This window comes from Streptomyces sp. NPDC051976 (genome assembly GCF_040680795.1).
Taxonomy (GTDB): Bacteria; Actinomycetota; Actinomycetes; order Streptomycetales; family Streptomycetaceae; genus Actinacidiphila.
Window position 1 is genome coordinate 321186 of record NZ_JBFAXL010000003.1, and the last position, 14283, is coordinate 335468.

At 71.9% G+C, this 14283-nt stretch carries 9 protein-coding genes; 2 read left to right on the forward strand and 7 right to left on the reverse strand.

Annotated elements, in window-relative coordinates; translation table 11 throughout:
* Nucleotides 1-3: 3 nt before the first annotated feature.
* The 6 genes from AB0M29_RS05570 to AB0M29_RS05595 form a co-directional block, all read right to left on the reverse strand.
* On the reverse strand, nt 4-4488 hold the full coding sequence (locus AB0M29_RS05570) for an aminotransferase class I/II-fold pyridoxal phosphate-dependent enzyme (protein ID WP_365379314.1): 4485 nt from the start codon (nt 4486-4488) through the stop codon (nt 4-6).
* Between the two features lie 32 nt (nt 4489-4520).
* Nucleotides 4521-6197 (reverse strand): right-handed parallel beta-helix repeat-containing protein, encoded by a 1677-nt coding sequence (locus AB0M29_RS05575; RefSeq protein ID WP_365379317.1) that lies wholly within the window; start codon nt 6195-6197, stop codon nt 4521-4523.
* A gap of 26 nt (nt 6198-6223) precedes the next feature.
* A complete protein-coding gene (locus tag AB0M29_RS05580) occupies nt 6224-7207 on the reverse strand; it encodes a UDP-glucuronic acid decarboxylase family protein (protein ID WP_365379320.1) in 984 nt (327 codons plus the stop codon).
* A 2-nt stretch (nt 7208-7209) separates the two neighbouring features.
* Nucleotides 7210-8526, reverse strand: a complete 1317-nt coding sequence (locus tag AB0M29_RS05585; protein WP_365379323.1) for a UDP-glucose/GDP-mannose dehydrogenase family protein — start codon at nt 8524-8526, stop codon at nt 7210-7212.
* Nucleotides 8527-8605: 79 nt separating this feature from the next.
* Nucleotides 8606-9643: a UDP-glucose 4-epimerase GalE gene (gene galE / locus AB0M29_RS05590; protein ID WP_365379326.1), complete on the reverse strand. Its 1038-nt coding sequence runs from the start codon at nt 9641-9643 to the stop codon at nt 8606-8608.
* Between the two features lie 37 nt (nt 9644-9680).
* Complete coding sequence (locus AB0M29_RS05595; RefSeq protein ID WP_365379329.1) at nt 9681-11552, reverse strand: glycosyltransferase family 2 protein; 1872 nt, start codon at nt 11550-11552, stop codon at nt 9681-9683.
* 183 nt (nt 11553-11735) lie between these two features.
* Between AB0M29_RS05595 and AB0M29_RS05600 the strand changes: the two genes are divergently transcribed.
* Complete coding sequence (locus AB0M29_RS05600) at nt 11736-12524, forward strand: TetR/AcrR family transcriptional regulator (RefSeq protein ID WP_365379331.1); 789 nt, start codon at nt 11736-11738, stop codon at nt 12522-12524.
* A gap of 9 nt (nt 12525-12533) precedes the next feature.
* Here the strand turns inward: AB0M29_RS05600 and AB0M29_RS05605 are convergent, their stop codons facing one another.
* A complete protein-coding gene (locus AB0M29_RS05605) occupies nt 12534-13139 on the reverse strand; it encodes a TetR/AcrR family transcriptional regulator (RefSeq protein WP_365379334.1) in 606 nt (201 codons plus the stop codon).
* 165 nt (nt 13140-13304) lie between these two features.
* Between AB0M29_RS05605 and AB0M29_RS05610 the strand changes: the two genes are divergently transcribed.
* Entirely contained in the window at nt 13305-14258 is a 954-nt protein-coding gene (locus AB0M29_RS05610) for a chlorophyllase (RefSeq protein WP_365379337.1), read from the forward strand.
* Nucleotides 14259-14283: the final 25 nt, after the last annotated feature.

Genomic DNA, 14283 nt, shown 5'->3' on the forward strand with positions numbered 1-14283 from the left:
GCGTCAGGGCCGCGGCTGCAGCGCGAACCGGTCGGCGGTGGCGGCCAGCGTCTCGTTGAGCTGGTCGATGTCGTCGTCGGTGTTGGCCGCGGTGATCTGCAGCCGCACCCCCACCCGGTCGCGGGGGACGAGCGGATACGGGGCCAGGGTCACATAGATGCCGCGCTTCCACAGGAACAGCGCGACGGCGTCCAGGTCGGCCGCGTCGGCCAGCGGGACCTCGATGATGGGCAGCCCGTGGCTGCTGGGGATGCCCACGCCCAGCCGGCCGAGCTGGTCCAGGACGCGGGCGGTCTTGCGGTACAGGTCGGCCCTGATGGCGTCACCGCGACGGTCGTTGACCTCCAGCCCGGCCAGCGCCGTCGCCAGCGACGCGGTCGGGGAGGGACCCGAGTACAGGTAGGGCGCGGCGGCGACCTTGAGGTGGTTCTTCAGGTCGGTCGGCAGGGCCAGGTAGGCCAGCAGCGAGGAGTACGCCTTGGAGAACCCGGCGACGAGCACCACGTTGTCGTAGGTCTCCCCGAAGTGCCGGATGATGCCGTTGCCGCGGGCCCCGTACGGGCAGCTCTCGTCGGGCCTGCGCTCGCCGATCACCCCGAAGCCGTGCGCGTCGTCGATGTACAGCAGCGCGTCGTGCTCCCGGCAGATCGCGGCGAGGCGCGGCAGGTCGGGCAGCCTGCCCGTCATGCTGTCGGCGCCGTCCATGCACACCAGGCGGTTGGCGTGCGGGGGGACCGCGTCCAGCAGGGCGGGCAGCTCCTCGGGCCGGTCGGCGTGGAAACGGTGCACGGTCGCGCCCTGCCCGCGGGCGATCTGGCAGGCGTCGAAGACCGTACGGTGGGCGTGGGCCTCGACGAAGAGATGCCCGCCGTCCGCGAGCAGCGGGATGACCGCGGCGTGGATGAGGGTGATCGTCGGCAGCAGCAGGGTGTCGGGGGCCTGCAGCAGATCGGTCAGCCGCTCCTCGATCTGCGGGTAGAGCCGGGGGCTGCCGAGCAGTCGCGACCAGCTCGGATGGGTACCCCAGCGGTGCACCTCGGGCTGGATGGCGGCCATGACCTCGGCGTCGAGGTCCAGGCCCAGGTAGTTGCAGGAGGCGAAGTCGATCAGCCACTGGCCGTCGCTGCGGATCCGGCGCCCGCGCACCTCCTCGATGACGGCGTCGGACATCGGACTCGACTCCCGCAGCCGCTGGAGTTCCCGCCACCGCGGGGCGGGTGAGTCCTCGCCGCTTCCCCGTGCCACGCCCATGTGGTCCTCCTCCGCTTCGGGCCCGCCCCTCTCCCGTCGCGGTGGCGACAGGACGGCTCCGCCGGGGGCGGAGTCCGGACGGCCCGCCACCACTCCGGTGAGCCGGGGCGGCCCCACCTCGTGGAGGGACCGCACGAGTCGCTCGCTCTCGTCCGCAGGCATGGGACGGGCGAACAGGTATCCCTGGCCGAAGCGGCAGCCCATGTCCACGAGCCGGTCCCGCTGCGCCGGGTGCTCGATGCCCCCGGCGATGGCCTGGACACCAAGAGTGTCGGCAATGCGCAGAATACCCTCGATAAGGGCTACCTGCCGCTGATCTGACGCAATGTCCTGAATGAAGGACCGGTCGATTTTCAGGATGTCGACGGGGAACTCCCGCAGATAGCTCAGCGACGAGATGCCCGAGCCGAAGTCGTCGATCGCCACCGTCACGCCGAGGTCCTTGAGGCCGTCCATCGCGGCGAGGATCTGCTGGTCCTCGTGCATCAGCACGGTCTCGGTCAGCTCCAGCACCAGGGAGCCCTCGGCCAGTCCCGAGGTGTCGAGGACGTCGCGCACCTCGTCGAGGAAGCCGGGTTCGCGGAACTGCGAGGCGGAGACGTTGACGTTGACCTTCAGGGGATCGGCCCGGGGCAGTTCGCGCTGCCAGCGGGCGGCGTGGGCGGCCGCGTGCTGCAGCACCCACGTGCCCAGCGGCCGGATGTGCCCCGTCTCCTCGGCCAGCGTGATGAACTGGTCCGGCGCCAGCAGCCCGCGCCGGTCGTGCCGCCACCGGACGAGTGCCTCGAAGCCGGTCAGGTCGCCGCTGCGGATCTCCACGATCGGCTGGTAGTGCAGCCGCAGACCGTCGCTGCCGATGGCGTCCTCCAACTCCGCCTGGAGCAGGTCGGGTTCCAGGAGCCCGGAGTCCATGGTGTCCAGACCGGCCTCGTAATGGCGCCACTGCCGCTTGCCCGCGGCCTTCGCCGCGTAGAGCGCCAGGTCGGAGTGGGCGAGCAGTTCCTCCGCCGAGAAACTGTCGAGGGCGCTCGCGATGCCCACGCTGGCCGAGGCGCCGATCGTGCCGCCGGGCAGCCGGAAGGGCTGGGAGAGGCTGTGCACGAGCTGCGCCGCGAGCACCTCGGCCTCCCGCGGGTCGCTCGCGCCCTCGATCAGCACCGCGAACTCGTCGCCGCCGACGCGGGCGGCGGTGTCGCTGGCCCGCAGCGTGGCGGTCAGCCGCCGGGCCATCGAGATCAGCAGTTCGTCGCCGACGGCGTGGCCACGGGTGTCGTTGACCAGTTTGAAGTCGTCCAGGTCGACGAAGAGCATGCAGGTGACGGTCGCGTCGCGGGCGCCGCGCAGCAGCGCGCGCTCGGCCCGCTCCAGCAGCAGCACCTTGTTGGGCAGGCCGGTCAGCGAGTCGTGGAACGCCCGCCGGGTCAGCTCCCGTTCGAGCTGCCGCTGCTCGGTGACGTCCCGCAGTGTCAGCACCAGGCCCTCGACGGTGCGGTCGTGCCGGAGGTTGCTGCAGCGGACCTCCACATCGATGTGCTCGCCGCCGGGCCGCTCGACCTGCCAGTCCTCACGGCTGTCCGCCGAGCCCCCGGCGCGCATCCCGGCGAGCGCGCGCAGCGCCCGGACCCGGTCCATGGGGGTGAGGAACCCGGCCAGCGCGACCCCTTCGAACTGCTGCCGGCCGAACAGCGCCTCGGCCGACGGGCTGGCGTAGCGCACGGTGTCGTCGTCGTCGAGGATCAAGATGACGTCCGAGGTGTTGTGCACGAGCGTGCGGAAGTACGCCTCGCTGTTGCGGCGGACGACCTCCTGGCCGAGGGCGACCCGGTGCAGGGCCAACGCGGCCTGGGAGGCGAGCATCTCGCAGGCGCGTGACCGCTCGGCCAGCTCCTCCCGGGTGCCTGTCACCGCCAGGGCGCCCGGAACACCGTCGGTACCGGGCCGGTCGTGCACCACCAGCGGGCACAGCAGCACAGCGGGGGCGTCCGCCAGCTCCGCGGCGGCCGACGGGCCCAGGTCGGCGAGGGCGAGCAGCCTCGAACCGTGGTCGGGCGTCCCGGGCGGCAGGGGGTGGCCGGTACGGCCGTCGCGGACGATCCCCCACTGCCAGAGCCGGGTGCCGGTGCCGACCGCGGTCAGCTCGGTGCCCTCGGGCCCGCCGGTCAGCAGCACCGCCTCGTGCTGCCCGTTCGGCTTGAACAGGGCGCGCCCGGCGTCCTCCACCGTCTGCGCGATGTCCTTCACGGTGGCCGCCGACACCAGCGACGCGGCCGCCCCCTGCAGGCCCCGTTCGGTGGCCAGGTCCTTCAGGTGCACCGCGATCAGCCCGGACAGCCGGGCCATCACCAGCAGGAACAGCAGCGCGGAGAACACCGCGATCTCCAGGGCGTCCTTCAGCTGGCCCCGGATCGCTTCGTAGAGCAGCAGCGCGGGCGCCAGCAGGGAGGCGAGCACGAGGAGGGCGAGCAGCGGGCGGCGCAGACCGGACTGCCGGGAGGGCGCGCGCTCGGTCAGCCCCGCCATGGACGGGTGCAGCGCGGACAGGCCCCACGCGGTGAAGAACACCACCCAGCCGAGGTCCATCGGCGTGCCCACCTGCCAGGTGCCGTTGAGTTGCAGCAGGCCGTACAGCACGTCGGAGACCAGCAGGCCCAGCGTGCCCACCGTCAGCAGGCGGATGGCGGGCGACCAGGCGGTGCCGGGCGTCAGCAGCCGGGCCAGCATCGCCAGGATGAGGATGTCGCCGAGCGGATAGGCGATGGAGATGACCTTCTGTATCCAAGTCGTGCCGGGCGCGGTGGTGTTCGGGCTGATGAGCCAGGTCCAGGAGAGCAGCCCGAGCCCCGTGGTGAGGATCAGGGCGTCGAGCAGTGCGCCCCGGTCACGGCCGGTGGACCGGTAGCGGATGAAGCCCAACATCCCTGCGGCGAACAGCGGATACGTGGCGAGGTAGAAGCCGTCGGCGACCGAGGGGAACGGATTCGCCTCGTGGTAGAACCTGTTGAGCACGTTGTACGCGGTGTCGCCCGCGGTGAACGCGAAGTTGGCCGCCGCCAGCATGTACCAGGGCCAGGCGTGCGCCGGGCGGTTGGTGCGGATTCCGAAGAGGATCGCCGCGGCCGAGCCGAAGCCGATCCCCGCCCATGTGACGGTGCGCCTGTCGGGCGTCGTCAGATAGACGACAGTGAGCAGGACCACCACCGCGACATAGCACACCATCACCCGATTCATGCGCTCCATCGGGTACCGCATTCCTCCAGGCTAAGCCCGCGTCACGAGGTCCGCAGGTTGGCCGCTCCGACGAGCGTGGGGCTGGTGAGAGGGGCTCCGAACCAGTCCGTGGGGCCGGGGTCGATGCCGAACCCGGCGCGTAGGTCCACGCCCTTTCCGGCCACCGCGTCGCAGGTCGGCACGATCAGGGGCGCCGCCTTGGGGGCGGTGACCGCCGGGGTCTTCCCTCCTGCCAGGCAGGGGTCCGCGGTGAGTCCGGTGGGCTTGCCCCCGGCCTGCTCCTGCTGCTGCCCGGTGCGGAAGGCGGCGAGCGAGCGGTAGGTGGTGTCCCCCCAGAGCACCGACCAGGGCCCGCCCGCGGACACGTAGTCGTTGCCCTGCAGAACCACCTGCTGCGGCGTGTACGCGGTGGCCGCGGAGACCACGGGGCCGCCCGCGGTGATCAGGATGTTGTTGCGCACCGAGACGCCGGTGGGGTTCTTGCGCAGCCGCAGCGCGGGCCCGGCCTTGTCGCCCGTGCCCGTCATCACCACGGTGTTGTTGTAGATCCGCAGGTTCCGGATGTCCGTGCCGTGGACGTCGATGCCGCCGTTCTGCGGCAGCTTGCGCCCGTTGCCGCTGCTGATGTTGAACCGGATGGTGTTGTCCTTGTGGCCGCCGTCGGTGAGGTTGGTGAAGGCGTGGAAGCCGGGCCCGTCGTTGCCGCTGGCGAGGTTGTACTGCACGGTCGTCGACGACACGTTCTGGTCCAGGCCGAAGCCGCTGCCGTCCACGATCGCGGGGGTGCGGTTGTCGTACGACCAGTTGTGCTGGATGGTCAGCCCGGTGGCGTCGTAGGCCCAGATGCCCACCGGGCCCTCCAGCGCGTCGGCGGCCGACCGGGCCCCGTTGTCGTGCGCCACCGACTGCTCCACCCGGCCGCCCTCGACGCCGCCGATGACGATGCCGCTGCCGGTGTTGTGGCTCTTCGACGTGGGGTCTCCCTGGTTGCGGTACGCCCGCACGCCGGTGACCACGACGTTCTGGTGGGGGTAGCTGGGGTGCTTGACGTCGATCCTGGGGCCGTACGTCAGCAGGCCGTCGTCGGTGTTGTCGTGCACCACGGAGTCGGCGACGCGGACGTCGCGGAAGCCCGCGGAGTGGCCGGCGCAGCCCACGGCCACCCCGATCGCGAAGCGGGAGACGTCCACGCCGGAGACCACCACATGGTCCAGCCGCTCGGTGCCGGACAGGTCGTTGTAGACGATCACGCCGGTCGGTCCCCTGAGGGTCCTGTCGTTCCCGGTGACGACGAGGTCGTGGATCTCCACCCCGCCGGTGTCGTAGACGCTGACGCCGGGCCCGGTGGTGGGGGCGACGGTCGCCCGCCCGGTGCCGTAGGAGCCGACGACCACCGGCAGGTCGGCCCGCCCGGCGTCGCCCTTGCCGACGGTGAGGCCGCCGGTGAAGCGAGTGCCGCCCTGCAGCAGGAGCCGGTCGCCGGGGAGCAGCTGCTGCCGGTCGGCGTGCGCCAGGGTGCGCCACGCCTTGCCGGTGGAGCGGCCGTCGTTGTGGTCGTTGCCCGAGGCACTGACGTAGTACGTGTGGCCGGGCCGGTAGTGCGGGAGCGAGCTGCAGCCGCTCGCCGCCGCGAGGGCCAGCACCGAGACGGCGGCCGCGGAGGTGCCGCGGAGGCCCGGGGGGCGGCGGCCCGCCGCTGGGCCCGCGGGAACCCTCATCTGCGGCCCCTTCCGTCGGATCGTCGTCAGACGCCTGCCGCGTCACGGCTGATCCGGCGGGGCCGCGCCTCGTCGTCCTGCGACGGCCCGGACCGGAACCACTCCACCGTATGCCGCAGACCCTCCCGCAACGTGATCTCGGGACTCCATCCGAGTTGCTCGCGGGCCCGGGCGATGACGGGGCAGCGGCGGGTCGGGTCGTCCTCGGGCAGCGGCAGCCGCCGTACCGGGGAGCCCGAGCCGGTCAGCTCGATCACCAGCCGAGCCAGCTCGCCCACCGTGCGCTCCTCGGGGTTGCCCAGGTTCACCGGGCCCGGCACGTCCGCGTCGAGCATCGTGAGCAGGCCGCGGACCAGGTCGTCCACGTAGCAGAAGCTGCGGGTCTGGCTGCCGTCGCCGTACACGGTCAGCGGCTCGCCGCGCAGCGCCTGGCGGACGAAGCTCGACACCACCCGGCCGTCGTACGGGCGCATGCGCGGCCCGTAGGTGTTGAAGATCCGGACGATCCCGGTGTCGACGCCCTCGCTGCGCCGGTAGGCCATGGTGACCGCCTCGGCGTAGCGCTTGGCCTCGTCGTACACGCTGCGCGGCCCGATCGGGTTGACGTGCCCCCAGTCCTCCTCGGGCTGCGGGTGCACCAGCGGGTCGCCGTACACCTCGCTGGTGGAGGCGAGCACGAAGCGCGCCCGGTGCCGGAGTGCCAGCCCCAGCGCGTTCTCGGTGCCGCGGCTGCCCACCGCGAGGGTCTGCAGCGGCAGGCTGTGGTAGTCGGGCGGGGAAGCGGGGCTGGCGAGGTGCGCCACGGCGTCGACCGGCCCCGGCACGTCCAGGCTGCGGCTGATGTCGCTGCGGGCGAAGTGGAACCGGGGCTCGCGCAGCAGATGACGGAGGTTGGCGGGGCCGCTGGTGCACAGGTCGTCCGCGCACCACACGAGGTCGCCTCTGGCGATCAGGGCGTCGCACAGGTGCGATCCCAGGAACCCGGCTCCGCCGGTGACCACGACACGCATGACTACTCCTGCGGTTGGGGGCGGCCCGGAGCGTGCACGGACCACCCGGACTCACGCCACAGCTGGGCGTCGAGGGCGTTGCGCGCGTCCAGGACGACCGGCTCGCGCACCAGGAGGGCGAGCGCCACGGGGTCGATGGCCTGGTACTCGGGCCAGGCCGTCAGATGCAGCACCAGATCGGCCTCCTCGCACGCCTTGGGGACGTCGAGGGTGTATTGCAGCGTGGGGACGGCGGCGCGGGCGTTGTCCAGCGCCTCCGGGTCGTGGACCCGCACCCGGGCGCCCTTGCGCTGCAGGGCGTCGGCGACGGCCAGGGCCGGCGAGTCGCGCACGTCGTCGCTGTCCGGCTTGAACGCGGCGCCCAGCACGGCGACGTTGAGGCCCGCGAAGTCCCCGCCGACCAGACGGGTCGCCAGGTCCACGGTCCGCACCCGCTGCCGGGTGTTGATCTCGTCGACCTCCTGGAGGAAGGACACCGCCCCGCCGACGCCCAGCTCCTCGGCGCGTGCCATGAAGCCGCGGATGTCCTTGGGGAAGCAGCTGCCGCCGAAGCCCAGGCCCGGCTGCAGGAAGCGGGGGCCGATACGGGAGTCCGCGCCGACCGCCTCGGCCAGGGTGACCACGTCGGCGCCGACCGCGTCGCACACCTCGGCCATGGCGTTGATGAAGGAGATCTTGGTCGCGAGGAAGGAGTTCGAGGCGACCTTGACCAGTTCCGCGGTGTTGGGGTCGGTACGGAAGAACGGCACGCCCGCGCGGAGCATCGGCGCGTAGATCCGGCGCAGCACGGACTCGCCGTGCGCCGAGCTGACGCCGACCACGATGCGCTCGGGGGACGCGGAGTCCCGTACCGCGAAGCCCTCCCGCAGGAACTCGGGGTTCCAGGCGATACCGGCGCCCGGCGCCCGCGTCCGCAGGCGCTCGGCCAGCCGGACGGCCGTGCCGACCGGCACCGTCGACTTGCCGACGATGAGGTCCCCGGGGTGCAGATGCGGTGCCAGGCCGTCCACGACGGCCTCCACACTGCGCAGGTCGGCCGACTTCGAACCGGGCATCTGCGGGGTGCCCACGCACACGAAGTGCACGGGGGCGAAGCCGGCCACCTCCGACATGTCGCAGGTGAAGCGCAGCCGGCCGGAGGCCAGGGTGCGCTGCAGCAGGTCCTGCAGACCGGGCTCGTAGACCGGCGGGGTGCCGTCGGCCAGTGCGGCGATGCGATCTTCGTCGATGTCCACACCGAGGACCTCATGTCCGAGGTCCGCCATCGTGGCCGCGTGAACGACCCCGACGTATCCGGTGCCGATGACCGTCATCCTCATGGCTACCTCCCAAGGGTTGGAGGATCGGGAGCGGCGTGGACCGGGACGGACGCCGCCGCTGGGCGGGGAAGCGGACCGCTCATGTGCGGCCCGCGTAGCCCGCTGGGTTGAGTTGTTCGAAGTGCCACGCGTCGTGGCACATGGCGGCCAGGTCGCGGGTGGCGTGCCAGCCCCAGGCGCGTGCCACCGCGCTGGGGTCGGCGACGAGGGCGGTGACGTCGCCGGGGCGGCGGTCCACCACCTTGTACGGGATCGGGCGGCCGCAGGCGTCGCTGAACGCCGCCAGGAGTTCGAGCACCGAAGTGCCCGTCCCCAGACCGAGGTTGAACACCTGCATGCCGCTGCCGTCCGGGAGGTGCTCCAGCGCCAGCCGGTGCGCCTCGGCCACGTCCATCACATGGATGTAGTCGCGGATTCCGGTGCCGTCGCTGGTGGGGTAGTCGTCGCCGTACACGTCCAGCCGCTCGCGGCGGCCGGACGCCACCTGCGCCATGTACGGCATCACATTGCCGGGCGCGCCGCGCGGGACCTCGCCGAGGAGGCCGCTGGGGTGCGCGCCCGCCGGGTTGAAGTACCGCAGGGAGAGCACCGTCCAGTCGTCGTGGCGGCGGCAGATGTCGTCGAGTATCTGCTCGCAGGCCCATTTCGACGTGGCGTAGGGGTTGGTGGGCCGGGCCGGGTCGGCCTCGGTGAGCGGGATCCGCTCGGCCTCCCCGTAGATCGAGCAGGACGAGGAGAACACCAGCCGGTGGACGTCGTGTTCCTGCATCACGGAGAGCAGGCTGAGGGTGCCGCCGACGTTGACGTCGTAGTACGTGATGGGCTTCCGTACGGACTCGCCGATCATCTTCTTGCCCGCGAAGTGCACGACCACGTCGATCTGGTGGCGGTCGAAGACCTCGGAGAGTGCCTGCCGGTCGCGCAGGTCGAACTCGTAGACGGCGCCGAGGAAGCGGCCCGCCACCCGCTGGGTGCGGGCGAAGACCTCGGGCGAGCTGTTGGAGTAGTCGTCGACGACGATCACCTCGAAGCCGTGCTCCAGGAGCTCGACGCAGGTGTGGCTGCCGATGAACCCGGCGCCGCCGGTCACCAGTGCGGTGGAAAGGGTGCGGCGCATGTCACGGCCTCCTCGGGCGGGTCAGCGCCGGCGCGCGTCACCAGGTGGTGACGGCGGCCAGGTAGGGGGGATAGATCAGGATGGCGATCGCGAGCGGGAGCAGCGGGGCGGCGGACATGAACAGCGGCCTGCTCGCGGTGGCGAAGGCGGCTCTGAGCGGGGTACCGGCCGCACGGGACGCCTCGCGCACGTGCAGGACGGCCACGGCCATGCTGACCACGGTGTACGCGAGTCCGCCGACGATGCACAGGAACACGTAACCCACGGAGGGGCCGGTCAGTTCGCCGATGATGGCGGCCGCGGACAGCCCCGTCGCCAGGAAGACGAAGGGCAGGACCAGTCGCTTCGACAGCAGTTCGAGTCCGCTGCGGTCCTTCGGCGTCACCTTGAAGTAGATCGGGCGCCGCAGGGTCTCCTGGATGACCGCGCCGAGCACGCCCCAGGCCACGAACGGCCAGCGGGCCATGGCGAACAGCCACAACTCCCAGCTCCACACGGGAGCCGAGGCCGGGCGCAGCAGCCCGCGGCGGCGCAGCAGCAGCAGAAGGAGCACCAGCCAGATCGACATGGCCCAGAAGTGGCCGAGGAATGCGAGGTAGTTGACGCTCACCCACACCTGTCCGGTCACCGAGGCGGCCACGGGCAGGGCGATGGCGGCGATCGCTCCGGCCGCCAGCAGCGGGTAGTAGATGAGCACGATGGCGAAGCGCAGGCGGAGCCGGAAGGCCAGCCGGTGCATGTGGCGCGGGATCATCCCGAACATCATCGCGACCAGGCTCCGCGACCACTGGTACTCCTGGGTGACCATGTCGTCGAAGGTCATGGGGCCCAGGCCGTGCGCCTCGGCGTCGATGGCGAACGCGCCCTGCCAGCCCGCGGAGTTGAGCAGGAAGGTGGTGGTGAAGTCCTCCGCCAGGTCGGGCCCGAGCCCGCCGATGTCGCGCAGTGCCCGGGTGCGCACCCCGTAGTGCGAGCCGATGCAGACCGGGGCGAGCCGGTTGGCGTGCCCGAGCTGGAACGGTCCGTGGAAGGGTGCCTCGCGGTGCATCCGGCCCCGGGCGGCCCATGAGGTGCCCGCGTTGGCGTCGCAGATGCTCGGCGCGGCGACATAGCCGATGGCCGGGTCGGAGAACGGGCGGACGACGTCCTGGAGGTACCGCGAGTGCGGTTGGTGGTCGCAGTCGAGCTGGACCACCACGTCGTAGTCCCGGTAGCCCCAATGATCGTAGAAGTAGGCGAGGTTGCCCTCTTTGCACTTGGTGCGCCGCGGCCAGGACGTGCGGTTGTACGCCTCGACCCCGCGGCGGGTGGACACCCGCACGTCGTGCCGGGCGCACCACGAGGTGATCTCCTCGTCCGGGGCCTCGTCGCACAGCCAGACGTGGTACCCGTACGGGAAGTCCTGCGCGAGCATCGCCTCCAGGGTGCGCTTCGCCATGGCCCACGGTTCCGAGGGGGCGCGGGTGACCGCGATGGCCAGCCGCAGCCGCGGCAGCGGGAGGGTGGACGACACCCGGGGCAGCCGGGCGACGGCGATCAGGAAGTAGCTCGCCTGGCAGGTGAGGTAGAACAGCAGCCCGCTGGTGATGAGCAGTCCCATCCAGGTGACCCGGTGGGCCGGGTTCAGCCACCACATCCAGAAGTAGGCGAAGAAGACGGCCCAGCCCACGGCCAGTACGCCGATGATGATCTTGTCCCGGTGCGAGAGCGTGGGGACGAAGGTCCCGGGGGCGGCCTTCAGACGCCGCGGCGGCCGGCCGAAGAGCGGGCCGTGCCGGGTGATCTTCACGACGTTGCCGTCGGAGACGCGGGTGATCCACTCCTCCATGCCCATCTGCTCCGGCTCACCGGCCAGCTCGCCCGGTACGCCCTCGTCCGGCGGTTCTGGAGGTGGATTCCGGTGCGGCATGACGACGCGCTCCTGATCGGGGGCCAGGACGTTTACGGGGAGAGTGGCTGCCCTATCCTGACGTGTTAAGTTTACGGTGTATATAGACATCTTGAGACGATATGTCCGTAAAGTCAAAAGGAAGGGTCCACGGGCCCGCCGAGCTCCACCGATCCATCTGCTCACACGCAGGGGGCACGCACGATGGCAGAGCGGAAGAAGGACGACGACAAGGACGGCCAGCCGTCCGCGCGCACCGGGCGGCGGGCTGCCGACCACGGCCGCTACGGGCGGCTGAGCCGGGACCGCGTGCTCTCCACCGCGCTGGAACTGGTCGACCGCGAAGGGCTCTCCGCGCTGAGCATGCGCCGCCTGGGCGCGGAGCTGGGCGTGGAGGCCATGGCCCTGTACCGGTACGCCCCGAGCAAGGAGGCGCTGCTGGACGGTCTGGTCGAGGCGCTCTACCTGGAGCTGCACCGGCTGCTCGACGAGGAGGGCTTCACCTCGCCCGTGGCGCCGGACGGCGCCGCGCCCGCCCCCGAATGGCGCAGCGAACTGCACCGGATCACCCAGGCGACCTACCAGGTGGCCCTCGCGCACCCCCAGGTCGTACCGCTGCTGGCCACCCGGATGCTCGCGGTCCCACTGGCCCGGCGGCCACCGGCCGTACTGGGCGAGCACGAGTCCGTGCTGCGGCTGCTCCTCGCGTCCGGCCTCGACGAGCGGGCGGCCGCCGCCGCGTACCGCGCGGTCAGCGCCTGGGTGCTCGGCTATGTCTTCGCCGACCTCCAGGCCATGGTGGACAACCCCGACGAGCCCGAGGCCGCCTTCCGGCTGGGGCTACACAGGATGCCCGTGCAGGACTTCCCCGCGCTTCGGGCGATCACCCCGGCACTGGCCGACCGCGGCGGCCCCGAGGGCCTGGCCGCCGGCCTCGACGCGATCCTGGACCGCTGGACGCCGGGAGGGCAGGGCGGGGCGGGGGGAAGCTGACCGGCGGCGTCAGGCGGGCCTGGGTGACCCGAGCCCGTCCAGGAGCAACGCGACCAGCCGGCGCGGGTCGTAGCGGGGGTCGCCGTCACGTCCGACGCAGAGGTTGCCGATGCCGCGCATCAACTCGTACGCCCGCGTACCGGGGTTGATCTCACCGGCGGCGGCCGCGGCGCCGAGCAACTCGTCGCAGACGGGCACCAGGCGGTCGAGGAAGTAGGTGTGCAGCGCCTCGAAGCCGCCGCTGTCGGACTGCATCGCATGGGCGAGCCCGTGCTTGGTGACCAGGAAGTCGACGAAGAGGTCGACCCATTGGCGCAGCGCCGCGAAAGGCGAGTCGGCGGCGGCCAGCAACCGCGGTCCGGCCTCCGCGCACGCCTCGACCTGGTGGCGGTAGACGGCCACGACGAGGTCGGCCCGGTTCGGGAAGTGGCGGTAGATCGTGCCGATCCCCACCCCGGCCGCGGCCGCGATCTCCCGGATCGGCGCGTCGACCCCGGAGGTGACGAACACCGCGGCGGCGGCGCTGAGCAGTGCCTGCTGGTTGCGCTGCGCGTCCGCCCGCTTGCCCCGGGCGGGCACTTCAGGCACTTCCCCCGAGGGGCTTGCAGTGGGCACCACGTCTCCTTCCGGCAGCCTTTGACAAAGCGGAACACTGATCCGTATATTAAACGGAACGACGATCCGCTTCCAGCATAGCCGAAGCGGCCGTTCCCCACCCCGCCTCGCCCCCCGTCGGCCGCAACCGGCCGGCCGCGGAGGCATTCGAAGGGACTTCCCACCATGACGACGACCCCTCCCGCCGCCCTCACCCCGCCCACCCCGGTGCACTCGGTCAGTCCGGTCGTGGTGCCCGCCCCCGGCCGGCCGGTGGACCTGGAGGTACGGGTCTCCGCGCCCGTGACCGGCAGCGGCCTGCCGATCATCCTGCTCTCGCACGGCCAGGGCTTCTCGCACCACCTCTCCTCGCTGAACGGCTACGCGCCGCTCGCAGACTTCTGGGCGGCGCACGGCTTCGTGGTCGTCCAGCCCACCCATCTCAGCTCGGCGACGGTCACCCTGGACCCCGGCACCCCCGGGGCGCCGATGTTCTGGCGCTCACGCGCCGAGGACATGTCCCGCGTCCTCGACGGGCTGGACGCGATCGAGGCGGCCGTCCCGCAGCTGGCGGGACGCCTGGACCGGGGCAAGGTCGCCGTGGCGGGGCACTCGATGGGCGGCCACACCGCGAGCCTGCTGCTGGGCGCCCGGCTCACCGACCCCGACGACGGCACCGAGGTCGACCTGGCGGACCCCCGGATCACCGCGGGCGTCCTGCTGGCCGCCCCCGGCCGGGGCGGTGACGCCCTCACCGACTTCGTGGCCGAGAACTACCCCTTCATGTCGACCCCGGACTTCTCCCGGATGGCGACCCCCACTCTCGTGGTCGCGGGCGACAAGGACGCCTCGCACCATCTGACGGTGGCGGGCCCCGACTGGCACGCGGACCCGTACCTCCTCTCCCCCGGCCCCAAGTCCCTGCTCACCCTCTTCGACGCGGAGCACGGCCTCGGCGGCATCTCCGGCTACGACGTCGCCGAGACCACCGACGACAACCCGCAGCGCGTGGCGGCGGTCCAGCACCTCACCTGGGCCTACCTCCGCAGCCGGCTGAACCCGGGCGATCCCGCCTGGTGGACGGCCGTCGAGGCGCTGTCGGCCGATCCCCAGGCGCTCGGGCACGTCCAGTCCAAGTAGCCCTGGACGCGGGCCGCCGCGTCAT